At 56.2% G+C, this 21,950-nt stretch carries 22 protein-coding genes; 11 read left to right on the forward strand and 11 right to left on the reverse strand.

All coding sequences use genetic code 11. The annotated features are described in order from the left end of the window. Window positions 1-14: 14 nt before the first annotated feature. Entirely contained in the window at window positions 15-1,136 is a 1,122-nt protein-coding gene (locus AC2TCY_RS04380; protein WP_480845735.1) for a DUF6456 domain-containing protein, read from the reverse strand. Window positions 1,137-1,388: 252 nt separating this feature from the next. On the opposite strand from AC2TCY_RS04380, the gene AC2TCY_RS04385 reads away from it, so the two are divergent. Then, on the forward strand, window positions 1,389-1,676 hold the full coding sequence (locus AC2TCY_RS04385; RefSeq protein WP_480845737.1) for a DUF6477 family protein: 288 nt from the start codon (window positions 1,389-1,391) through the stop codon (window positions 1,674-1,676). On the opposite strand, the gene AC2TCY_RS04390 is transcribed toward AC2TCY_RS04385, so the two are convergent. Next, on the reverse strand, window positions 1,677-3,221 hold the full coding sequence (locus tag AC2TCY_RS04390) for a trimethylamine methyltransferase family protein (protein WP_480845738.1): 1,545 nt from the start codon (window positions 3,219-3,221) through the stop codon (window positions 1,677-1,679). Between the two features lie 136 nt (window positions 3,222-3,357). After that, window positions 3,358-3,798, reverse strand: coding sequence for a GNAT family N-acetyltransferase (locus AC2TCY_RS04395; protein ID WP_480845739.1), 441 nt, complete (start codon window positions 3,796-3,798; stop codon window positions 3,358-3,360). A 93-nt stretch (window positions 3,799-3,891) separates the two neighbouring features. Here AC2TCY_RS04395 and guaA point away from each other — a divergent pair, with 93 nt between their 5' ends. The 9 genes from guaA (at window position 3,892) to AC2TCY_RS04440 (ending at window position 13,184) form a co-directional block, all read left to right on the forward strand. Continuing rightward, the gene (gene guaA / locus AC2TCY_RS04400; protein ID WP_480845740.1) at window positions 3,892-5,451 is read left to right on the forward strand and encodes a glutamine-hydrolyzing GMP synthase; all 1,560 of its coding nucleotides are present in this window, start codon (window positions 3,892-3,894) and stop codon (window positions 5,449-5,451) included. Window positions 5,452-5,592: 141 nt separating this feature from the next. Further along, the gene (locus AC2TCY_RS04405) at window positions 5,593-6,456 is read left to right on the forward strand and encodes a DMT family transporter (protein WP_480846362.1); all 864 of its coding nucleotides are present in this window, start codon (window positions 5,593-5,595) and stop codon (window positions 6,454-6,456) included. 119 nt (window positions 6,457-6,575) lie between these two features. Next, a complete protein-coding gene (locus AC2TCY_RS04410) occupies window positions 6,576-7,742 on the forward strand; it encodes an OmpP1/FadL family transporter (protein WP_480845741.1) in 1,167 nt (388 codons plus the stop codon). 100 nt (window positions 7,743-7,842) lie between these two features. Beyond that, window positions 7,843-8,739, forward strand: coding sequence for a DMT family transporter (locus AC2TCY_RS04415; protein ID WP_480845742.1), 897 nt, complete (start codon window positions 7,843-7,845; stop codon window positions 8,737-8,739). 49 nt (window positions 8,740-8,788) lie between these two features. Continuing rightward, window positions 8,789-9,661 carry an ATPase gene (locus AC2TCY_RS04420; RefSeq protein ID WP_480845744.1) on the forward strand — a complete coding sequence of 291 codons (873 nt, stop codon included), beginning with the start codon at window positions 8,789-8,791 and terminating at the stop codon, window positions 9,659-9,661. 38 nt (window positions 9,662-9,699) lie between these two features. Then, entirely contained in the window at window positions 9,700-10,617 is a 918-nt protein-coding gene (metA, locus tag AC2TCY_RS04425; RefSeq protein ID WP_480845746.1) for a homoserine O-acetyltransferase MetA, read from the forward strand. Beyond that, window positions 10,607-11,560 (forward strand): alpha/beta fold hydrolase, encoded by a 954-nt coding sequence (locus tag AC2TCY_RS04430; RefSeq protein ID WP_480845747.1) that lies wholly within the window; start codon window positions 10,607-10,609, stop codon window positions 11,558-11,560. Before metA ends, AC2TCY_RS04430 begins: the two co-directional genes overlap by 11 nt. Before the next feature lie 48 nt (window positions 11,561-11,608). After that, window positions 11,609-12,478, forward strand: coding sequence for a polyphosphate kinase 2 (gene ppk2, locus AC2TCY_RS04435; RefSeq protein WP_480845748.1), 870 nt, complete (start codon window positions 11,609-11,611; stop codon window positions 12,476-12,478). Window positions 12,479-12,569: 91 nt separating this feature from the next. Beyond that, window positions 12,570-13,184 carry a TetR/AcrR family transcriptional regulator gene (locus AC2TCY_RS04440; RefSeq protein ID WP_480845749.1) on the forward strand — a complete coding sequence of 205 codons (615 nt, stop codon included), beginning with the start codon at window positions 12,570-12,572 and terminating at the stop codon, window positions 13,182-13,184. A gap of 7 nt (window positions 13,185-13,191) precedes the next feature. On the opposite strand, the gene AC2TCY_RS04445 is transcribed toward AC2TCY_RS04440, so the two are convergent. The 3 genes from AC2TCY_RS04445 to AC2TCY_RS04455 form a co-directional block, all read right to left on the reverse strand. Then, window positions 13,192-14,250, reverse strand: coding sequence for an adenylate/guanylate cyclase domain-containing protein (locus AC2TCY_RS04445; protein WP_480845751.1), 1,059 nt, complete (start codon window positions 14,248-14,250; stop codon window positions 13,192-13,194). Next, the gene (locus tag AC2TCY_RS04450; protein ID WP_480845753.1) at window positions 14,247-14,615 is read right to left on the reverse strand and encodes a group I truncated hemoglobin; all 369 of its coding nucleotides are present in this window, start codon (window positions 14,613-14,615) and stop codon (window positions 14,247-14,249) included. Before AC2TCY_RS04450 ends, AC2TCY_RS04445 begins: the two co-directional genes overlap by 4 nt. 226 nt (window positions 14,616-14,841) lie before the next feature. Further along, entirely contained in the window at window positions 14,842-15,534 is a 693-nt protein-coding gene (locus AC2TCY_RS04455; RefSeq protein WP_480845755.1) for a Crp/Fnr family transcriptional regulator, read from the reverse strand. Window positions 15,535-15,714: 180 nt separating this feature from the next. Between AC2TCY_RS04455 and hemA the strand changes: the two genes are divergently transcribed. Then, window positions 15,715-16,938 (forward strand): 5-aminolevulinate synthase, encoded by a 1,224-nt coding sequence (hemA, locus tag AC2TCY_RS04460; RefSeq protein ID WP_480845756.1) that lies wholly within the window; start codon window positions 15,715-15,717, stop codon window positions 16,936-16,938. 55 nt (window positions 16,939-16,993) lie between these two features. Here hemA and AC2TCY_RS04465 read toward each other — a convergent pair whose 3' ends face one another. Genes AC2TCY_RS04465 through AC2TCY_RS04485 form a run of 5 tightly spaced genes read right to left on the reverse strand, consistent with a single transcriptional unit; the run spans window position 16,994 to window position 21,946 of the window. Further along, complete coding sequence (locus tag AC2TCY_RS04465) at window positions 16,994-17,281, reverse strand: cytochrome C oxidase subunit IV family protein (RefSeq protein WP_480845758.1); 288 nt, start codon at window positions 17,279-17,281, stop codon at window positions 16,994-16,996. Window positions 17,282-17,286: 5 nt separating this feature from the next. Continuing rightward, complete coding sequence (locus AC2TCY_RS04470; RefSeq protein ID WP_480845759.1) at window positions 17,287-17,835, reverse strand: cytochrome c oxidase subunit 3; 549 nt, start codon at window positions 17,833-17,835, stop codon at window positions 17,287-17,289. Further along, complete coding sequence (locus AC2TCY_RS04475) at window positions 17,832-19,754, reverse strand: nitric oxide reductase activation protein NorD (RefSeq protein ID WP_480845760.1); 1,923 nt, start codon at window positions 19,752-19,754, stop codon at window positions 17,832-17,834. The genes AC2TCY_RS04470 and AC2TCY_RS04475 overlap by 4 nt, the downstream gene beginning before the upstream one ends. Window positions 19,755-19,763: 9 nt before the next feature. Continuing rightward, window positions 19,764-20,573: an AAA family ATPase gene (locus AC2TCY_RS04480; protein WP_480845761.1), complete on the reverse strand. Its 810-nt coding sequence runs from the start codon at window positions 20,571-20,573 to the stop codon at window positions 19,764-19,766. Window positions 20,574-20,578: 5 nt separating this feature from the next. Then, the gene (locus tag AC2TCY_RS04485) at window positions 20,579-21,946 is read right to left on the reverse strand and encodes a cbb3-type cytochrome c oxidase subunit I (RefSeq protein ID WP_480845763.1); all 1,368 of its coding nucleotides are present in this window, start codon (window positions 21,944-21,946) and stop codon (window positions 20,579-20,581) included. Window positions 21,947-21,950: the final 4 nt, after the last annotated feature.

A 21,950-nucleotide genomic window follows, 5' to 3' on the forward strand; every position in this document is an offset into this window, starting at 1 on the left:
AACTAGCGCTGCAATTAGCCAATCATGCGATCCCGCTGGGTTTGATCTTCGTAGTGGCGCTTGAGCCTTTGAAGCGCGATCCGCAGAACGATCTTACCAGATCGTGCAGACCAACCCATCCGCTTTTCCGCCAGTTCGAGCCCTTCGAGATAACAGCAACACCGCAACGCAACATCACTGAGCCCCGGCCCCAGATCTGCCAACGCCCGGGCCACCCGATCTCGCGCGCCCGAAGAACCGTGCGTTCCAGGTGTCGAGGCCTCGAATCCACCCCGCCCGCCTCCGGTCAGGAATCGATCCCAGTTCTGCGCGACCTGAGGCCCGATCTGTGCCAGTTCGAAATCTTCACGCAGACGCTCGCCTGCCCCTACCAGGGTTTCGTCCAGGAACGGTTTACCATCCCGATCACGCCGGCGGGACAAAGCGACCAGTGGGCTTTCCGTGGCACCATACCGTGCGCGCGCAGGCCGTTTTGGCGGCACCATACCGGACGCCTGCCGGTCGCCTGGCGCCTGAAATGGGGCCTGCGCCTCGGCCATTCCAAACTCATTTTGTGTCCGGGCGCGGTTTTCGGCCTCGGCAACCAGATGACTCAGCGCCGACCGACCGGCTGTCGAAATCCTGTATCGTGAAATACGCCCGGGATTGTCACAGGAAATCCAGTCCTTCAGCGCCAGAGCCTGGGCGATTTGGCATTCAACTACCGCCGTTTTCGTGGCTCCGCTCTCTCCGTTGTCACGAACAACAACAGCCTTGTCCATGTCTTCGGCAACGGCCAGAACGGCGCCGGTTTCGCACAGACGACGCAGCACGCGCAGGGCCTCACGATCGAATTCTTCATCCCTCGCGGCCAATGGGCTTTGCACCTCGTCCGCTTGGGCCAACGGCCGCACGACCTTGGAATAGGCGTCCAGCGGCGGGAAATGCGTCTCGGCCAGAGTTTGCAGCGCTGCATCTACCAATGGATCGTCCCGGCGCATTTCGATCCGCCGAATTTGCCGCAGAATGGTCGAAGCATGGCATCCTGCCGACCGCGCAATATCCCGTATCGACCGTCCTGTTTCCGTGTGGGCAAGATACCGTTGCGCCCCTTCGGGAACCCATGCGGGAACGGTGGATGCCAAGCTGTTTTCCATAGTTTTATGCCCTCGTCGACAAAACAAACTGCCAGTGTTCGTCGTCGGATTCTTAGTTAACCAATTCTAACTAGAGTCGCTTTCGTTACTCGTTCGTTAATCACAGACGACACGAAGCAGAATTGATTCAAAAAGATAAACACTCGTGAAACCATCGTTCGGCGCGAAGGGTCACAATGCAACACTCGCTTAGGTTGTGTAGCAACATCAGCAACTGAATAGGATGAAAGGAACGTTCAAGTGCAGGACCTGATGAGCATGATCACCACACTCCGCCGCCCACGCCTATTAACCAGGGCCGCCAAAATCGGCGCACAGGATTACGACCGCGAACGGCACTTGCAACGAATTCTGGGCTATGGCGCACTACCCGGCACGGGTGCAGCGCTTGTCCGTTTGATGGAGCTGGAACGGGGGGTCAACCTTCAACGGAAAGAGGAAGATGCGGCCTATTCTCTGGTGCGGCATCTAGATCTAATGATCGCTCTGATCGGCGAGGCGCAACTGTATAAGGCCAGCCGCGCCTCGCATTATGCGTGATCAGGTAAAGGCGTCCGGCATGGACGCTTTTTTCTCGGCCACATAGGCATCAAGGGCTTCCTTGATCGCCGGGTCCAACTGCGGTTGCTGATAGTTGGCCAGCAAGTGCTCGACTCGCGAGCTGGCCAAAGTCCGCGTATCGCGCCCACCTTCTTCTTCCCAGGTTTCGAAGGGCTTATAGTCCAGCACCTCGGTCTTCCAGAAGGACTCTTTGAAGTTGGCCTGCGTGTGCGCGCAACCTAGGTAGTGCCCACCCGGCCCCACTTCGCGAATTGCATCCATGGCCTGAGCGTTTTCGTCATAAGCAACGCCCTTGGCCAGACCATGCAACACGCCCAACTGATCAGCATCCATGACGAACTTCTCGAAGTCTGCGACGAGGCCGCCCTCAAGCCATCCGCAAGCATGCAGCATGAAGTTTACGCCCGACATCAGCCCCATGTTCAGCGAGTTTGCCGTTTCATAGGCCGCCTGTGCATCCGGCAATTTCGACCCGCAGAACGATCCGGCCGAGCGGAACGGCAGGTTTAGACGCCGTGCCAACTGACCGGCACCATAAGTAATATGCGAGGCCTCAGGCGTTCCGAATGTCGGTGCACCCGAGTTCATGTCAATTGAGGTCACCATCGCCCCAAATATCACCGGGGCACCCGGTCGAATAATCTGGCTATACGCGACGCCGGCCAAAACCTCGGCCAGAACCTGCGTCAAGGTTCCCGCAACGGATACAGGTGCCATTGCACCGCCGACGATAAAGGGCGAAATGATGCAAGCCTGATTGTTCTTGGCATACACTTCAAGCGAGCCCATCATCACATCGTCGAATGTCATCGGCGAGTTGATGTTGGTCAGTGATGTCATCACCGTGTTTTCCTGCACGAAATCCTTGCCGAACAGAATCCCGCACATCTCGACCGAATCCTGCGCACGACTGGGATCCGTAACAGACCCCATGAACGGCTTGTCCGAAAGGGTCATATGCGCCATCAACATGTCCAGGTGGCGCTTGTTCACCGGCACATCCGTCGGCTCACACACAGTACCGCCCGAATGGTGCAGCCATTTGGACATGTAGGCCAACTTCACGAACTTGTTGAAATCGTCCATGGTCGCATAGCGTCGACCGCCCTGAGCATCCCGCACAAACGGGGGGCCATAGACCGGGGCCAGAACCAGGTTCCGCCCGCCAACAACCACGGTTTTCTCCGGGTTGCGGGCGTGCTGGGTAAACTGGCTGGGCGCCGTCTTGATCAACTCGCGGGCCAAACCACGCGGAATACGGACACGCTCGCCGTTAACATCTGCACCCGCATTGCGCCAGCGTTCCAGCGCGGCAGGATTATCGACGAAGTTAACGCCAACCTCTTCCAGCACGGTTTCTGCATTGTATTCGATGATTTCCAAAGCCTCTTCGTTGAGAACTTCGAAATTCGGAATATTGCGTTCGATGTACTTTGCGGTTTCGATGACAACCGCTGTGCGCTCCGCCCGACGAGCGGCACCACCGCCACCCCGAGTTCTGCGCCGGGTGTTTGACTCTGACATGAGAAGATCCGGTCTGTCTGGTTCGTTTGATCAATTTGTTACATGAACGGCCAACTTCGCCGAAGGTTTTTTACGGCGCTATAGGGGGAAAAGCGACATGGACCCTTGGTAGCGCATCGATAAATCAGCCTGGAACTCAGCGGGTCGATTTCTCCAGCACAACCTTGTTCCCCTGAATTTCCAGCTCGCTCCATCCAAGATGGCGGTACATCGCGCGGGTGCTGTCCATCAACTTGTGCGTACTCAATCTGAGGTGAGAAAGACCCTCCTCTCCTGCTGCCGCCTCGGCAACGCCCAACAAGCGGCGGGCGATACCCTGTCCTTGCGCATCCGGATCTACCGCAAGATTGAAGACCATGATCGCGTCGGACATTCTGCCAAAAACGATCACGCCCAATATTTGCCTATTCTCCTCGATTACAAAGACACTTCGGGTGTTGATGTCTTCGCTGATTCCGCTGCCGACATCAGGAAGATCGGGAATATCGCGCAGCGCTTCAGCATAGGCTCTTGCGATACACTCGCGAATCGCATCGGCATCCGCCGAAGTTGCAATCCGTGGTTTAACCTGTGACATTTCTCGCCCTTCTCTTTCTTTCACACCAAGCTCAGGCCAATAGTTGACGTCATTGCGCTTGCACAAACAAGGCTTGCGACCTAATAGCCAAGCATGACCCAAGACACCCATGACCGCCTTCTGATCATCGACTTCGGTAGCCAGGTAACGCAGCTGATTGCCCGTCGCCTGCGCGAGCTGAACGTCTATTGCGAGATTCACCCCTATCAGAATGTCACGATGGAATTCGTGCGCGAGATGGCGCCGCGTGCCGTGATATTCTCGGGCGGGCCAGATAGCGTGACGCGCGAGGGTTCACCGCGCGCGCCGCAGGAGATCTTTGATTTCGGCGTGCCGATCCTTGGTATTTGTTATGGCCAGCAGGTCATGATGCATCAACTGGGCGGCAAAGTTGAAAGCGGTCATGGTACAGCCGAATTCGGCCGCGCATTCGTCACACCTAACGGTTCACTGGACATCCTTGACGGTTGGTTTGCCGACGGCGACGAACAAGTCTGGATGAGCCACGGCGACCACGTTAGCGAAATTGCACCGGGCTTCCAGGTTTACGGTACATCGCCTAATGCGCCATTTGCCATCACCGCAGATCCGGCTCGCCATTTCTATGCGGTACAGTTCCACCCCGAGGTGCACCACACGCCCAAAGGCGCCAAGCTCTATGAGAATTTCGTGAAGCTGGCAGGGTTTAGTGGCGACTGGACAATGGGTGCGTACCGCGACGAGATGATCCGCAAAATCCGCGAACAAGTGGGCGACAAAAAGGTGATCTGCGGCCTCTCTGGAGGCGTCGACAGCTCGGTTGCAGCCATTCTGATCCACGAAGCAATCGGTGATCAGCTGACCTGCGTGTTTGTCGATCACGGCCTGCTGCGCAAGAACGAGGCCGAAGAAGTCGTCGGTATGTTCCGCGACAACTACAACATTCAGTTGATCCACGCGGATGAAAGCGACTTGTTCCTGGGCGAGCTGGACGGTCAGTCCGACCCGGAAACCAAGCGCAAGATCATCGGCAAGTTGTTCATCGACGTGTTCCAGAAACACGCCGATACGATCGATGGGGCCGAATTTCTGGCCCAGGGCACGCTCTATCCCGACGTGATCGAATCGGTTTCGTTCTCGGGCGGCCCCTCGGTCACCATCAAGTCCCACCACAATGTCGGCGGTCTGCCCGAAAAGATGGGCCTGAAACTGGTCGAGCCCCTGCGTGAACTGTTCAAGGACGAAGTCCGCGCGCTGGGCCGCGAACTTGGCCTGCCACAGAGTTTTATCGGCCGCCACCCCTTCCCCGGACCAGGTCTGGCGATCCGCTGCCCCGGTGAGATCACCCGTGAAAAACTGGAAATCCTGCGTGAGGCCGACGCCATCTATATCGACCAAATTCGCAAACACGGTTTGTATGATGAAATCTGGCAGGCATTTGTCGCTATCCTTCCGGTGCGTACCGTGGGTGTAATGGGTGACGGGCGTACCTATGATTATGCCTGTGCACTGCGGGCTGTGACCTCGGTCGATGGTATGACCGCTGACTACTATCCGTTCAGCCATGAATTCCTTGGTGAAACCGCCACCCGGATCATCAACGAGGTCAAAGGCATCAACCGGTGCACCTATGACATCACTTCGAAACCGCCGGGTACGATCGAGTGGGAATGACAAAAAAAGCCGGGATGTGACCCGGCTTTTTCGTTTCACAGAACCGAGTAAAACGCTAGGAAGCCTAAAACTTAACCTGTGAACTTCCTGGAGGCAGATTTGGACCACACCAAACCTCAGATCGCTAAAGCTGCGCTTTGGATGACTGGTGCGATTGCCGCATTCTCGTCAATGGCTGTGGCCGGGCGTGAGCTGAGTGTCACCCATGACACTTTCGAGATCATGTTCTACCGCAGTCTCGTTGGCCTTTGTGTGGTCGCACTGGTCCTCACAGTGAACGGGAAATGGCACCAGGTGTCCACCGACCGGTTGGGCTTGCACGCAATTCGAAACGGGCTGCATTTCACCGGTCAAAACCTGTGGTTTTATGCCGTCGGCGTCATTCCATTAGCCCAGGTTTTTGCGTTGGAGTTCACGAACCCGATCTGGGTTATTCTGCTGTCACCTTTGTTTCTGCGCGAGCGGCTGACGGCACTGCGCATGATCGCCGCCCTGATCGGGTTTGCAGGCATCCTGATCGTGGCCCAACCTGGTACCGCGCCTCTGAGCCTGGGTGTTATTTGCGCGGCCGCATCGGCCATATTCTTTGCGCTCACCAATATCTCAACCAAATCGCTGACTCGTACTGCCAGTATCGGATGCATCATGTATTGGCTGACTCTCATGCAGGCTGTTTTTGGTCTTGTTGCCGCCGGATTTGATGGGCGGATGGCATTGCCTTCGCTGCAGACCGCGCCGTTTCTGCTGCTGATCGGATTGGCGGGTCTTTTGGCGCATTACTGCATCACGAATGCGCTTGCGATTGCGCCGGCCACGGTAGTAGTTCCCTTTGATTTTGCACGCCTGCCAACCATCGCGATTGTCGGCATGGTCCTGTACCACGAACCGCTGGACCAATGGACGCTGCTGGGTGCCGCCGTGATTTTCGCCGGGATATTCCTGAATGTCTGGTCCGAGAATCGTAACAATTCCGCAACACCGCAGCGTATCTCCTGCCCAGAGTAACGTTCGGTTACCAGTTGACCATTTCTTAATGTCTAAGGTTGTATCAGCCGGTAACATGCCCGGTTGGCGCGTTTAGGGAACGTGCAAGGCAGGGCAAAGGACAGTGTAGGGAGGATTAAATGAAAAAAACGCTGTTACAAGCGTGCGCGCTATGCGTTGGGGCAACGGCGGTACAGGCAGGTGGTCTCGATCGGAGCGGTCAGGGTGTGAACATCCTGTTTGAAGAAGGGTCAGTGGTACAGTTCCGGCTTGGGTACACTAACCCCAGTGTCAGCGGAACAATGCCAAACCTGACACCCGGTCCGAATTTCGGCCAGCCGGTTGATTCTGGCAACGTAGCCAACGATTTTTTCACACCGCACCTCGCCTACAAAAGGGCGTTGACCGAAAAGCTGGACTTTGCTCTGGTTTATGACCAACCGTTTGGCGCGGACATCGCATATTCAGCGGCTTACCCGCTATCAATCAATCCGATCCCGGCTGGTCGTTCGGACGTTCTGCGAGCAGAAGCCGACACAGATGCAATCACAGCGCTGCTGCGTTACAAGCTGGACGGCGGCTTTAGTGCCATCGGCGGTCTGCGCGCACAGCGCGTCAAAGCTTCGGTAACTGTGCCGATTGCAGCCGGCTACCAGGTCAATTCAGACGCTGAAATTGATTTCGGGTATGTGGTTGGTGTTGCTTGGGAAAAACCAGAAATCGCCGCACGAGTGGCTCTGACGTACAACTCAAAAATCACTCATAACCTCTCACAAACCGAATCGCTGAACCCGCCGCCGATTCCCCCTATCCCGCCAGGAACAGTCGCGACATTTGACACAACCAGCGAGATCGAAACACCGCAGTCAATTAACTTGGACTTTCAAACCGGCGTTGCACCCCGCACGCTACTGTTTGGATCGGTACGCTGGGTCGACTGGCCACAACTGGTTTACGATCCGCCTAACTACCCGCCAACTTCGAACCTCGTAGACTATTCAGACGCTACTTTTACCTATGCTCTTGGCCTCGGCTACCAGTTCTCGGACGAGTTTTCTGGCGCGGTCACTTTGGGTTATGAATCGTCTCAGGGAAATCCGGTGTCGAACCTGGGTCCGACTGACGGATTCTGGAGTGTCGGCCTCGGTGGTACGTATTCCTTGGAGAAAGCCAAGATTTCCGGTGGTGTCCGCTATACCGATATCGGGGACGCAACGGCCAATGGCGCAGGCCCCAACGCCCGCGCCACTTTCACCGGCAACAGCGCATGGAGCGTCGGCTTCCAGATCACCTACGACCTGGGCTGAACCAAATACCATTTTTGCCACAAAGCCTCGCCTATCCGGCGGGGCTTTTTAGTCGCAAGAAACGGGTCGCAATCACCCGTTGCGGATGACAGAACGAGGTATGGAACCTCAAAAATCCCTTTCTCCGCGCGCCTGGTCCGAGCTTGTTTTACTCGGAGTGATCTGGGGCGCCTCATTTCTCTCCATCCGTATCGCATTGGATACTATTCCTTTCATGACCTCGGTCCTGCATCGGGTCTTCTGGGCAACTTTGGTTCTTTGGATCGTGATCGCTTGCCAGCGGCAGCCTATCCCGCGCGACCTTCGCATCTGGGGCGCTTTTCTGGTTATGGGGCTGCTCAATAATGTTCTGCCCTTTGCGCTCATGGCTTGGGGGCAGCTTTATGTCGAAACCGGCCTGACATCGATCCTCAACGCGGCGACCGCGATCTTTGGCGTATTGCTAGCCGCGCTGTTTTTCCGCGATGAACGGCTCAGTCGGACGCGGTTTATTGGAGTTATCTTAGGCTTTCTGGGGGTGGCAATCGCGATTGGTCTGGCAAACTTCACCCAGTTCAGCCCCGGCAGCCTCGCTCAACTGGCCATATTGGGCGGTACCCTGTCATACGCATTGGCGGCGGTCTGGGCGCGGTTCAATCTGAGTAGCTTGCCCCCTCAGATTGCGGCCGCGGGCATGTTGACGGCCTCGACTCTGATAACGCTGCCGATCACTTTGGTAGTTGACGGGGTTCCATCACTGAACCTGCCTTGGCAAACCTGGGCAGCAATCGCCTATTACGCTGTCATCGCTACGGCCGGAGCTTACCTGCTGTATTACCGCGTTCTGGCGCAGGCGGGCAGCGGAAATCTGATGCTGGTGACACTTGTCATACCGCCGGTTGCCATCATTCTGGGTGCTTTGATCCGAGACGAATCCCTACCCCCCAACGCGTTTCTGGGGTTCGCCGTTCTCGCATTGGGCCTAATTATCCTCAGCCGATCCGGCCGACGAGATTGACGCCGCTGACGACCCGATTTAGCTAGGGCAAAACAAGGGACAGCGGATCATGATCTACACCTCAGCTCAGGAGTGGCGCGATGCGGCGCGCAAAAAAGTGCTGTTTTTCGGCATGTCCGGATTGGGGAAATCCTATGTCTCGAACCAATTGCGGGACGCAGGCGGTTGGTTCCATTACTCAATCGATTACCGGATCGGTACTCGGTATATGGGCGAGTACATCACCGACAATGCCAAGGCCGAAGCAATGAAAGTACCCTTTCTGCGCGATCTTTTGTTGTCGGATTCGATCTTTATCGGCTCGAATATAACTTTCGAAAACCTTACGCCTGTTGCGGCCTATCTGGGCAAGCCGGGAAATCCGGCATTAGGCGGGCTGGAAATTTCGGAGTACCGTCGCCGTCAGGAACAGTTTCGCCAAGCCGAAATCCACGCCCTGCTGGATACAAAGTATTTCATCGACCGAGCGCAACGGCTATACCAGTACCCCAATTTCATCTGCGATACCGGCGGATCGATTTGTGAGTGGGTCGACCCGAACAACCCCAAGGATCAGGTCTTGTCCGAACTGTCCCGTCATACTTTGATGATTTGGATCAAGGGGGACGAGGCTCACACAACCGAATTGATCCGCCGTTTCGACAAAGCGCCCAAACCAATGTCCTATCAGCCAGAGTTCCTGACGCAGGTCTGGGATGAATACCTGGCTCTGAACGGCTGTGCAGCGGACAAGGTTGATCCGGATGCCTTCATCCGCTGGACCTATGCCCGCGCTCTGGCACATCGCCAGCCCAGATACGAGGCAATGGCGGCCAATTGGGGTATTACGGTCACCGCCGATGATATCGGCAAGGTTCGCGACGCCGGTGATTTCGATGAGTTGATCGAACGCGCCCTTGAGACCCCGGCCAACCCGGCCTAAGTTCCAGATTTCATTCGCAGCTTCAACAGCGTGACATTATGCCGATCAAGATACCATCCGACTTGCCCGCCTTTGACGTCCTGACCCAAGAGGGCGTTATGGTCATGGCCGATGATCAGGCCGCACGTCAGGACATCCGCCCCCTGCGGATCGGGCTGTTGAATCTGATGCCCAAAAAGATTCAGACAGAGAACCAGTTTGCGCGTCTGATCGGGGCGACTCCGCTACAGATCGAGCTGTCACTGATCCGCATGACCGAGCATCAGACCAAAAACACTGCTGCCGAACATATGGCCGAGTTCTATCAGCCATTTCAGGACGTGAAGGGTCAGAAATTCGATGGTCTGATCATCACTGGCGCGCCCATCGAGCATCTGGATTTTCCAGATGTTACTTATTGGGACGAAATCACCGAAGTTTTCGAGTGGACACAGACCAACGTGCATTCCACCTTTGGCGTATGCTGGGGCGGCATGGCAATGATCAACCATTTTCACGGCGCCCGGAAACATATGCTGGACGCCAAGGCGTTTGGCTGCTTCCGGCATAGAAACCTCGATCAGGCTTCGCCGTTTCTGCGTGGGTTCTCGGACGACTGCGTGATCCCTGTCAGTCGCTGGACCGAGATGAAGCAGGTCGAAATAGACGCCACGTCAGGTCTTAAAACGCTGCTGGGCAGTGACGAAGTCGGGCCTTGTCTGGTCGAGGACCGAGACCATCGCGCGCTCTATATCTTCAACCATTTCGAATATGACAGCGACACGCTGAAACAGGAATATGATCGCGACGTGGCCAATGGAACGCCCATAAACGTGCCGCTGAATTATTATCCGGACGACGATCCAACCCAGGCACCGCAAAACAGATGGCGCAGCCATGCACATCTGCTTTATGGCAACTGGATCAATGAGATCTACCAGACAACCCCATTCGACATGAACAAGATTGGCCGTTAAAATCCTGATATCCCTTTGTCTTCTCCTGTTGGCGCTGGTCACGGTTACTGCTTGGCGCGTCAATCAGCGTGAAACCAATGCGGAAGTTCAGTTTCCACTGGAAGGCCAGATTGTCGAGGTGGACGGGAACGCTGTTCATGCCGTGGTGATGGGAGACGGCCCGGATGTCGTGCTGATCCATGGGTCCAGCGGCAATACCCGCGACATGACGTTTGCATTGGCGCCCATTTTGGCGAAGAACTATCGCGTCATCGTGTTCGATCGTCCCGGACTCGGCTACTCAGACAGCTTTAGCCCCGACGGCGAAACCATTGTTGAACAAGCGGAAATACTACAACAGGCCGCTGCTAAACTAGGCGCGAAGAAACCCATCGTCGCCGGGCAAAGCTACGGAGGTTCGGTCTCACTGGCTTGGGCGGTAATGCGGCCTGACGATATTTCCGCTCTGGTGCTGATTGCCCCCGCGGCAATCCCTTGGGAGACACCGCTGGACGCTTTCAACACGATCGGTGCGACCTCGGTTGGCAACGCGCTGGCATTGCCCCTAGTTGCCGCTTACGTTCCGGATTGGTACGTGACCCAGGCCCTGGACACAGTATTTGCCCCGCAAAAAGCTCCCGAAGGATATGCGGAGCATTTCGGACCCGGGCTAACAATGCGCCGCGCATCGATGCATGCCAACGCCAAGCAGCGCGCCAACCTGCTGGACGAAATTACCGAACTACAACCACGGTACGGCGAGATTTCCGTACCAACTGAAATCGTCCACGGCACCGCGGACACAACAGTTGGCATCGGCTGGCATTCAGAGCGTTTGATCGAACAGATCCCGGGTGCGGAACTGATCGAACTGGACGGTATCGGCCACATGCCTCAGGTCGTTGCCGCGCCTGAAGTTGCCGCCGCAATCGACCGCGCTGCTGAACGCGCGGGTTTGCGTTAAGCTCATCCGTAATCCATAGTAAGTTATGGATTTTATGGCGAGGCGTTCATGACCCGATCAGAAAAAGGCTCTATCGAAAAGTACTTTCGCAAGAACGCCCCGGACGACATTCGAAAGACCATCGAGGGCGCGAAAAAGGACGACATTCTGAACCCGACTTACCCCTATTCTGAACGGATGAAGGGAAAGGACTACAATCGACAGATGGAGTCCCTGCAGATCGAATTGGTCAAGATGCAATCCTGGGTCAAAGAGACCGGACAGCGCGTTGCCATCATTTTCGAAGGCCGCGACGCGGCAGGCAAAGGCGGAACGATTAAACGCTTTCGCGAGAACCTGAATCCACGCGGTGCCAGAAATGTGGCGCTCAGCAAACCGTCGGATGCCGAACGCAGTCAGTGGTATTTTCAACGCTATGTCTCCCACTTGCCGTCTGCCGGGGAAATCGTGTTTTTTGACCGCAGCTGGTACAATCGCGGTGTTGTCGAGAACGTTTTTGGTTTTTGCACCCCGGAACAGCGCGAAAGGTTTTTTCGCCAGGTCCTTCCACTTGAAACAGGATTCGTGAACGACGGTATTCATCTGTTCAAGTTCTGGTTGAATGTCGGGCGTGCGGAACAGTTGAACAGGTTTCTCGCGCGTGAAACCGACCCCCTGAAACAATGGAAACTCAGCCCGATTGATGTGGCGGGATTGCATAAATGGGACGAATACACCCTATCGATATCCGAAACTCTGACCCGGTCTCATTCAGAGCACTGCCCCTGGACCATAGTCCGTTCGGATGACAAAAAACGCGCGCGTCTGGCGGCGATACGGACAGTGTTGAATGCGCTGAATTATGACGAAAAAGACGTCGAAACCGTTGGCACACCGGACCCGGATATCTGTGGTGGTCCAGACATCTGGGACGCGTAAAAGCTTGTCAGTCATCAGTTGGACGCGGAATACGGGTTAGGCTATGTGTTGACCCCTGAGCAGAAAAAAACCAAAGGCGACTAGGGCCGGAATGACAAAGCGCGGTTATCATCACGGAAACCTCAAACAGGCGCTGATCGAGGCGGCGTTGTCCCTGATCGAGGTAAAAGGCCCGACTGGGTTTACTTTGTCCGAGGCCGCCAAGACTGCAGGTGTGACACCTGCCGCCGTTTATCGCCACTACGAAGGCCGCGAGGATTTGATCGCCGAAGCCGCCCGACAGGGGTTCGAAATGTTCGCGGACCTGATGCAATTTGCCTACGACAAAGGCCAGCCTTCAGCTCTGGCCGCGTTCGAGGCCACTGGCCGCGCCTATCTGGCCTTTGCTCGCAAACATCCCGGGCACTATATTGCAATGTTCGAAAGCGGAATTTCGGTGAACCGGACACCCGAATTGGCTGCCGCCGCGAACCGGGCCAAAAGTGTATTGGAAAAGGCTGCTGCCGACCTTTCACAACATATCCCACCAGAAAAACGACCACCTGCCGCGATGTTCAGTGCCCATATCTGGGCCATGAGCCACGGCGTTGTAGAGCTTTACGCCCGCAACACAGGCGCTACGTCGCCCTTCCCGCCAGAGGAATTGCTGGAATCCGGAATCGGCATCTATCTCAGAGGGTTGGGTCTATTGCCTCAGGACGACTGAGAATTCCTCAGAACATCCGGGTCTTCTGCGGCATGCTCAGCCGAGATGTAACGTTGATCAGATCCATACTCCCCATCCCCTTAATATCCACCGGTCCAAGATCAGTGATCTGGAACTCATCAATCAGGGCGTATTTCATCTCTTCCGGGGCAACAATATGCATCGGGTTGGCAAAAACCTGAAGACGCGACGCGATGTTTACCGCAGGACCGAAAACGTCATAGACATACTTTTGTATTCCCACGACTGATCCGACCGCCGCCCCCGTTCCAAGCCCGATCCTGGCCCTCCATTTATGAGGATGGCTTTCGTTGCGCCGCTCCAGATACCGCAGGAAACGCACGGCGCAATGGGCGACTGCCGTAGCGTGATCGGGCGTTTCATCCGGCATACCGGAAACGGCCAGGTAAGCATCGCCTATCGTTTTGATCCGCTCGCAGCCGAATTGTTCTACGATACGGTCAAATGCCGTGAAAATGTCATTCAATTCGCTCAGCGTAACAGTCGGGTCGGTCTTGGCTGCGAAGTCGGTAAAGTCGACAAAATCCAGCATGACCACCGACACCTGATCATAGAGCTGTGGCGTTACCACGCCGAATGTTTTGAATTCTTCGTACACGGCGCGCGGCATCAGATTCAGCAACAGACGCTCAACCCGCTCTTTCTCACGTTCCAACTCGCGCGTGTTTCGTTCGACCATGGTTGAATAGCTGTCGATCATGCTCTCCAATTCGCGGATACGCGTGATGTTCTGGCATTCGACGACCAAAAGCTGTTCATCAGACCCCTTGGCAAGCGAGACAGCGGTTGCGAAAATCAACGTGCGGCGTTTGGGCTTGATCTGCAATTCTGCGGAATACCGAAGACCCGACTGCTTCACGTCCTCCAACTCATTTACGTCAAGCCCCGGCAGCATATCCAACAAGGTCTGCCCGGGTTCCGGTGTTCCAAACCATTCGGCAAACGGACCATTATGAAATACAAATGTCATATCCGAAGCCCGCAGGACGGCCACACCGACCCCGATAGCGCGAAGCAGATGTTCGTTGATCGCATGAATGTTCATGCGGCAGTCCGAGCTACGATTATTGAGCGTTTCGACTCAATCGCATCCATAACAACTGCGATGTCCGCATCTGACATTCCATGCTGGATCAGAGCTTCTGTAAGCAGGACCCCCAACTCATCGAAATCCGCGTGCGTGATGTTCAGGTGGCGATGCACAGCTTCAATCCGGTCGTCGCTGAACGACGCCGGGCCGCCGACAAGCGAAGAAATGAATTTGGTCTGGTGATCTATCAGGCGCGGCATATCGATATCGTCGAAATGATCGCCGATCTGATCGGAATCCAATGCCAAATCATAGAATGACATCACGATGCGGCTGATGGTTTTGAACCCGCCGTACTTCTCGTAAATAGTCTGACTCACAACAATAAACCAAGGATAGTTGGCGTTAACACTGCAACAGTATAGCAAATTGACAGTTTTGTTAACTTTTATACGCAGTTATGACAGCAAACAGCGTCGTCACCTCGTCTGTTGCGCATAAAGCCATAGAATGTTGTCTGCCCGGACCCCAGAATCCTGCCAGCTGTCGCACAACTGATTGTCCAAAGAAAACCGGGGCTAACCCGATCGTGTCCTAGGTTCGTTATTACTTCTCTGACGGATCGCTTTCGGCGTAATCCCGAAGGCTAACGACGTCAGAGATCACGGCGTGGTTTCGGTTGATCTTAACGCCGACTGATTTCAAACGCGAGAATGCTCGGCTCAGGCTTTCCGGTTTCATGCCCAGACGCCCCGCTATCAGCATTTTGTCGTAAGGCAGTTCAACATCACATCCACCAGTCTCGATCTCGCAAAGGCCCAACAGAAATTCTGCCACCCGCTGCGCCCCGGTCTGCGCTTTGAGTTGCTCCAGCTGAGCAACAAGCGAATGCAGATGCGTAAAGGTCGATGCCAGGATTGACACACCGATTTCGGGATCTTCACGCATTAGCGACAGCAATACCGGACTAGGGATATGCATAATTTCACACGGAGAAACGGCTTCGGCCGACACCGGATAAGGAACATTTCGCAGCGCGACAGCCTCGCCAAAGCTTTCGCCTTTGGTAAAGACGCTGACAACGGCTTCGGCGCCCGTCGGAGACATGCGAAACAGTTTGACCCAACCTGCCAGCACAACGTGAACAGCTTTGGCCTCTTCCTCTTGAAGAAAGATTGTTTCGCCACGATCGTATTGCCGCCAGATCGCATGGCCAAGCAGCGTATCGACATGCTGCTCGGGCAAGCTCTTGAGCAATAATGACTGCCGCGCGATCGCTTTTTGGATTTCATGCGCCACGAAGCGTCCCCTTTTTCCCTGGCCATTCTTCTGACCGGTACATCTATTCTATTCTGGCTATGCCAAACCCGACACCGCTGCACCAGCCTTTTCCTGCCATAAACTTGACAATTGTCATGTCGCGCGCACCATCCGGGGCTTAATCTCCCCCCAAAGCCAGTATTCCGGGGAGCAAGCAAGATGGACTACGAGCGATATTTCACCCAAAGCCTGGATGCATTGCGGGACGAGGGAAATTACCGTGTATTCATCGACCTGCAACGCCGTTGCGGTGCGTTTCCGAACGCGCGTCAGACCGATGGGCCAGTGCAGCGCGACGTTCGAATTTGGTGTTCCAACGACTATCTGGGCATGGGCCAGCATCCTTCGGTGATCGAAGCGATGCACGATGCGCTGGATCGCTGCGGAGCAGGTGCAGGCGGAACACGAAATATTTCAGGCACGACTCATGATCACGTGTTGCTAGAATCGGAACTGGCCGATCTGCACGGGAAAGAGGCCGCGCTGCTGTTCACTTCCGGATATGTGTCAAACTGGGCCGCGTTGGGGACGCTGGCATCGAAAATCCCCGGTCTGATCGTATTCTCTGATGCGCTGAACCATGCTTCGATGATCGAAGGCATCCGCCACTCACGGGCGCAGAAGGTAATTTGGAAGCATAATGATCTAGCGGACCTTGAAGCAAAACTGGCCGCTGCTGATCCCGATGCACCTAAAATGGTCGCGTTCGAATCGGTCTATTCCATGGATGGCGACATCGCGCCAATCAAGGAGATCTGTGATCTGGCCGACAAGTATGGTGCTATGACTTACTTGGACGAGGTTCACGCCGTTGGCCTTTACGGTCCTCGCGGAGGCGGCATTGCCGAGCGCGAAGGTCTGATGGACCGATTGACAGTGATCGAAGGTACTTTGGGCAAAGCTTTCGGTGTCGTTGGCGGCTATATCGCCGCATCCGCTGCGCTTTGCGATTTCGTGCGCAGCTTTGCCAGCGGATTTATCTTCACGACCGCCCTTCCCCCGGCAATCGCCGCAGGTGCGGCAGCGTCAATCCGGCACTTGAAACAGTCGACCGAAGAACGCGATCTGCAAAAAGCACGCGTGGCTCAGGTCCGCGCCCGGTTGGAGGCAGAAGGCATCCCGCATCTGCCCAACCCCAGCCACATCATCCCGGTGATGGTGGGCGATCCAGTGAAATGCAAATTTATCTCGGACACGCTACTGGAGGAGTTCGGCATTTACATCCAACCGATCAACTACCCCACCGTACCCAAGGGTACCGAGCGTTTGCGGATCACGCCTTCACCCGTGCACACGGATGAGGATATCGACCATCTGGTTGGGGCTCTGTCGGCCCTCTGGCAGCGGTGTCAGATCGCACGGATGCCAATGGCCGCCCAATAACCAAAGCGTCCCTTCGCTTGGAAAACTGCCGCTCAACTGAGCGGCATTTTTTTTGTCAGATCAGATAAAGACCAAAGATCACAGCTGCGAAGCCGCTCAACACCATCGTGAAACCGCGCAGCCATGCCGGGCTGTGGGATAGATCAAGATAGTGCGCAAGGATAATGCGCGCCTTGATCATCGCAAGCAGCAGGATGCCCCCTCCCACGATTGAATCTGGCGCGGGCCACATGGTCAGCACTGCGGATGCAACACTCAGCCCCAGCAGACCGAGCCAGGCGCGTGTAAGCAGATCCCGGCGCCATAGGCGGGCGACAATGGGAGAGGACGAAGACGTAGGCATGTCCGTCATCCCAGCAAATAAATCACGGGAAACAACATGATCCAGACCAGATCGACCATATGCCAGAACTGTGCTCCGGCTTCGATATTGCGGGGGTCGTCACGCCAGGCGACCAGCAGCAGGATGCAGACACCTGCCAGAACGTGGGCCGCATGAAAACCCGTGAGCAGATAGTAGAACAGAAAGAACGGGTGAGTCTCATAGCCGATCCCCTGCCCTGCCTTGCCTGCGTACTCCGCTCCTTTAATGATCAGGAAGACCACCCCCAGAAGCGCCGCGCCAATCAAGGCAAAACGAGCAATCCGACGGCGCGCAACATGCCTCCAGGCAAGTGCCTTGGCGGCAAGAAAACCGGAAGTCACCAACACGGCGGTGTTTAGCGCCGCGCCGGTACGATACAAATGTGACTGCGCCTCGGCGAAACCTGCCGGGTCGGTCAGGCGCACACCCATGAAAGCAATAAGACCTGCCCCGAAGACCAGCAGCTCGCTGATGATTAAAACCCACATCAACAGCTCGCCGGGTAGTTCATCGATCAGCGTGGCATCACTCATGCTCCGACCAGTTGCCGGTAAATCTGCGGCAGTGCCATGGTCAGACGGTGCGGATCGGGAATGACTGCGAAACCGCCCTGCCCGAACATGCGCGGGAACCAGCTTTTGCCGGTTTTGTCGATGGTGACGCCAAACACCGATTGTCCACCACGACGGGCTTCGCGAACGGCCATGCAGGTATCCTCGATCCCATGCCGACCTTCGTAGTGATCCAGGTCGTTGGGCTTGCCGTCGGTGATGACCAGCAACAGGCGACGTTTGCGCGACTGCGTTGCCAGATCAGCAGAGCAATGACGGATCGCCGCCCCAAGCCGAGTGTAGTGACCGGGACGCAGCGAGGCAATGCGTTGCTCGACAGTGGTACCCATCGGCTCATCGAAACGCTTGCAACGCTGGATATAGACGCGTTGGCGTTTCAATGAACTGAAAGAGTGAATGGCGAAATCGTCACCACACGCGTTGAGGCCCCAGGCCAGTGCTGCCAGCGCTTCGCGCTCAATGTCGATAACAGCGCGGCCTGCCACAGCACTTTCGGTCGAACGACTAACGTCCAGAAGGATCGACACAGCCAGATCGCGCGCTTCGGGACGGGACTGCAGCCAGATGCGCTCATTGCTTACACCGCTGGCATGGCGGTCAGTTTCGGCACGCACGGCGGCCTCGATATCCAGCTGATCTCCGTCAAGATGGCCTCGGGTCATCACTCGGCCCGGGCGCAGCGCTTCGAACTGGCGTTTTACGGCGCGAATCCGGCGCGCAGTTGCGGGGTCTTTTCCGAATTCAGCGGCATCCTCGCGAATTTCGGCATCCGAAGTCAGGACGTTGACGTGGTCGGGCAGATAAGCACCAGTGCGCACATCCCATTCGGGATAGAGGATGCGGCCTGAAAGACGTTCGCGGTTCACATCTTCGGGCGCGAGATCCAAGTGCAGTTTCAATCGAGTTGGCGGCGCCTTGGAGATTTGACCCAGACCGATTTCGTCCTGATCATCAGCCGCCTTTTTCGCATTATCCGGGTCGTCGTCGTCAATTCGGCGATTGAGATTCAGGAACTCGGCCCAGCTGAGGATCGCTTCAAATTTGTGCAGGATCAGGCTGTCGTTTCTCTCAGCCTGGTCGGACTTGCGGCGGCGCGCGCGGTGTGTCTTTTCGCCGGATTCCTCAGGCGGACCATCGGTATCGCGGCTTTCAACTTCGGTGTGCTCCGAAAACGAGACGGCGCGTAGTTCCGGCCATAGTGGAATCGGACGGTAGTGCTGATAGCCACGCGGGGCAGTCAGATCATCGTCCAGCTTTTGGAGTTGCTCTGCCCTTGGAGAGAGCGGCGCGGCGTCGCCCAACATGTTGCGAAGCAGCTCTTCAACAGCTGCCTCAACCGGCGGTAGGTTCGAAATGTCGCGCTGATACAGCAGACCTTTGCAAAGTTCGGTGTAAAGCGGGCGCAGGCCGGGGGCATCGTCTAGTGTGGCTGCGACCATCGCTTGTGCCGCAGTCAGGGCGCGTAGGTCGGCACGCAGCGGGTCTTCTTCGTCGATCCGCGTTCCGGCATGGGCAGCGGCGGCAGCAAGCCAGACGTATAGTGCGCCGTTCGCCTCTCGTGCGGGGAAAACTGCCAGCCTGTCGGGCAGACGCAATACTTCACCGTCGAACGAGGCACGTGGAAGCTGTTCCACTTCGGTCGCCAAACGACGCCTCCAGCTCAGACGGTGGTGCGAAACTTCGGGTGAGACCGGGCGCAACTCGACGCCCGGACTACCCCCAAGTCCTCGGAAGAGGACTGCCAACCGCCCTGCGACCTCAGAGAGGTCGACCGCGGCTCCAACATGCACCTCAGGTGCATCAAGGCGGCTGGCAAGGGTGTGCCACAGTTTCCCGATCGTTTCTTCGGGTTCCCATGGCTCAAAGTCGATCTTGACCATCGGCCGGCCTCACCCAAAGACAGCCGTGACAAGATCGAGGAGCCCGCGTTTGATGTCCTCGTCATCAGTCAGAGGTTCGATCATAGCGGCAAGGATGGCGCGGTCGGTCGACATGCCCTGTGCGATCAACGTCGCGGCATAGACGACCAGGCGGGTGGAGACGCCTTCCTCTAGATCCTGACCCTTGAGCCCGCGCAGCTTGCCCGCCAGACGAACCAGCGGTTTGCAACGCTCCAGCGCCAGTCCGCTTTCTTCGGCTACGACTTTTGCCTCCATCTCGGGCGATGGGAAGTCGAATTCCATCGAGATGAAACGCTGCCGGGTCGAGGGTTTCAGGGTTTTCAGAATATTTTGGTAACCAGGGTTGTACGAGGCAACCAGCATGAAGCCGGGTGCGGCCTCAAGCTCTTCGCCGGTACGGTCGATCGGCAAGATACGCCGGTCATCGGTCAAAGGGTGCAGCACGACGGTAACGTCCTTGCGAGCCTCGACAACTTCATCGAGATAACAGATCGCGCCTTCTCTTACGGCGCGGGTCAGCGGACCGTCGACCCAGACGGTTTCGCCGCCCTTCAACAGGTAGCGCCCGATCAGATCGGCGGCAGCCAGATCGTCATGGCAGGCCACAGTGTAAAGTGGGCGACCCAGTTTTGCGGCCATGTGAGCCACGAAGCGGGTCTTGCCGCAGCCGGTCGGACCTTTCAGAAGAACCGGCAGGTTGTTTGAGCTGGCGGCTGTGAACACATCACATTCATCGCCCTGAGGGAGGTAGAAGGGGGCGTCAGCCGCCCCCATTCCCAGTTTCATGGAGCCATCCATATCCATCACTCCGCAGGTGTTTCGGCTGCACCGGGTTCGATGATCTCTTTACGAGGAACCCAGATCGAGTAGATGAACAGCAGCGCACCGATAACCACAACCAGACCAGAGCCAAAGCGCATCCAGTAGAAGATTGCGATCTGATCCTGCACATCCATGAAGTAGTCACCTACGACACGCTGCATGTGCGTCTGCACGGTTCCGGCAAAGGTCAGCACGAAGGTCATGAAGACCATACCACCGGTCATCAGCCAGAACGATACCATGTTCAGAACCTGATTATAAGGATCGCGGTTCTTCAGGATCGGCATTGCGTAGCTGAAGATCGCCAGGTTGAGGCAAACATAGGCACCGTAGAAGGCCAGGTGACCGTGAGCGGCAGTGATCTGCGTACCGTGAGTGTAGTAGTTCACACCGTGCAGCGTATGCAGGAAGCCCCAGACACCCGCGCCAAAGAAGGCCAGCGTCGCACAACCTAGCGACCACAGCAGTGCGGCCTTGTTGGGGTGGTCACGACGGCCCTTCCAGACCATGACGAAGGCAAAGGCCATCATCGCGAAGAACGGGATCACTTCGAGGCTGGAGAAGATCGAACCGATCCACTGCCAGTAACCCGGTGTACCGATCCAGTAGTAGTGGTGGCCGGTGCCGAGGATGCCCGAGAACAGCGCGGCGGCAACGATGACATAGAGCCATTTCTCGACGATCTCGCGGTCAACGCCTGTCAGCTTGAGCATCAGGTAGGCCAGGATCGAGGCCATGATCAGTTCCCACACACCTTCGACCCACAGGTGAACAACGTACCACCAGTATTGTTTGTCCAAGGACAGGTTGCCCGGATTGTAGAAGGCAAACAGGAACAGCAGTGCCAGACCCCAGAGGCCCAGAAGCAGGATGTTGCTGATTGCAGTCTTTTTACCCTTCAGAACTGTCATCGAGACGTTGTAAAGGAAGATCAGCGCGGCAACTACGATGCCTGCCTTGACCCATTTGGGTTGTTCAAGGAACTCGCGCCCCTCTTTACCCAGCAGCCAGTTACCTTCGAACAGGTTAAAGGTGTAGGTAAGCACCGCGCCCAGCGTACCGACCACAAGGATCAGCAGTTGCAGATAGGCCAGCTTGGTCGAGTGGATCTCACGCTCGGTTTCTTCCGGGATCAGGAAGTACGCCGCGCCGAAGAAGCCCAGGATTAGCCAGACGATCAGAGCGTTGGTATGCAGCATCCGCACAATGTTGAACGGCAGCAGCTCACTCAGAAAGTTAGGCGATACATAAATCCAGCCAGCCAGCAAACCGCCGGTTACCTGGATCGCGAACAGGGCCATTGCCACGGCAAAATAGGCATAGGCCACTTTTTGGGATTCGTATTTCATTTCT

Source organism: Ruegeria sp. HKCCD7181 (genome assembly GCF_057221055.1).

Coding starts and splice junctions, on each gene's coding strand:
- AC2TCY_RS04390 (WP_480845738.1), bottom strand. CDS start 3,221: ATGTCAGAGTCAAACACCCGGCGCAGAACTCGGGGTGGCGGTGGTGCC.
- ppk2 (WP_480845748.1), top strand. CDS start 11,609: ATGACCCGATCAGAAAAAGGCTCTATCGAAAAGTACTTTCGCAAGAAC.
- metA (WP_480845746.1), top strand. CDS start 9,700: ATGCCGATCAAGATACCATCCGACTTGCCCGCCTTTGACGTCCTGACC.
- AC2TCY_RS04420 (WP_480845744.1), top strand. CDS start 8,789: ATGATCTACACCTCAGCTCAGGAGTGGCGCGATGCGGCGCGCAAAAAA.
- AC2TCY_RS04440 (WP_480845749.1), top strand. CDS start 12,570: ATGACAAAGCGCGGTTATCATCACGGAAACCTCAAACAGGCGCTGATC.
- AC2TCY_RS04485 (WP_480845763.1), bottom strand. CDS start 21,946: ATGAAATACGAATCCCAAAAAGTGGCCTATGCCTATTTTGCCGTGGCA.
- AC2TCY_RS04410 (WP_480845741.1), top strand. CDS start 6,576: ATGAAAAAAACGCTGTTACAAGCGTGCGCGCTATGCGTTGGGGCAACG.
- AC2TCY_RS04475 (WP_480845760.1), bottom strand. CDS start 19,754: ATGGTCAAGATCGACTTTGAGCCATGGGAACCCGAAGAAACGATCGGG.
- AC2TCY_RS04465 (WP_480845758.1), bottom strand. CDS start 17,281: ATGCCTACGTCTTCGTCCTCTCCCATTGTCGCCCGCCTATGGCGCCGG.
- AC2TCY_RS04470 (WP_480845759.1), bottom strand. CDS start 17,835: ATGAGTGATGCCACGCTGATCGATGAACTACCCGGCGAGCTGTTGATG.
- AC2TCY_RS04415 (WP_480845742.1), top strand. CDS start 7,843: ATGGAACCTCAAAAATCCCTTTCTCCGCGCGCCTGGTCCGAGCTTGTT.
- guaA (WP_480845740.1), top strand. CDS start 3,892: ATGACCCAAGACACCCATGACCGCCTTCTGATCATCGACTTCGGTAGC.
- AC2TCY_RS04380 (WP_480845735.1), bottom strand. CDS start 1,136: ATGGAAAACAGCTTGGCATCCACCGTTCCCGCATGGGTTCCCGAAGGG.
- AC2TCY_RS04445 (WP_480845751.1), bottom strand. CDS start 14,250: ATGAACATTCATGCGATCAACGAACATCTGCTTCGCGCTATCGGGGTC.
- AC2TCY_RS04385 (WP_480845737.1), top strand. CDS start 1,389: ATGAGCATGATCACCACACTCCGCCGCCCACGCCTATTAACCAGGGCC.
- AC2TCY_RS04395 (WP_480845739.1), bottom strand. CDS start 3,798: ATGTCACAGGTTAAACCACGGATTGCAACTTCGGCGGATGCCGATGCG.
- AC2TCY_RS04480 (WP_480845761.1), bottom strand. CDS start 20,573: ATGGATGGCTCCATGAAACTGGGAATGGGGGCGGCTGACGCCCCCTTC.
- AC2TCY_RS04405 (WP_480846362.1), top strand. CDS start 5,593: ATGACTGGTGCGATTGCCGCATTCTCGTCAATGGCTGTGGCCGGGCGT.
- hemA (WP_480845756.1), top strand. CDS start 15,715: ATGGACTACGAGCGATATTTCACCCAAAGCCTGGATGCATTGCGGGAC.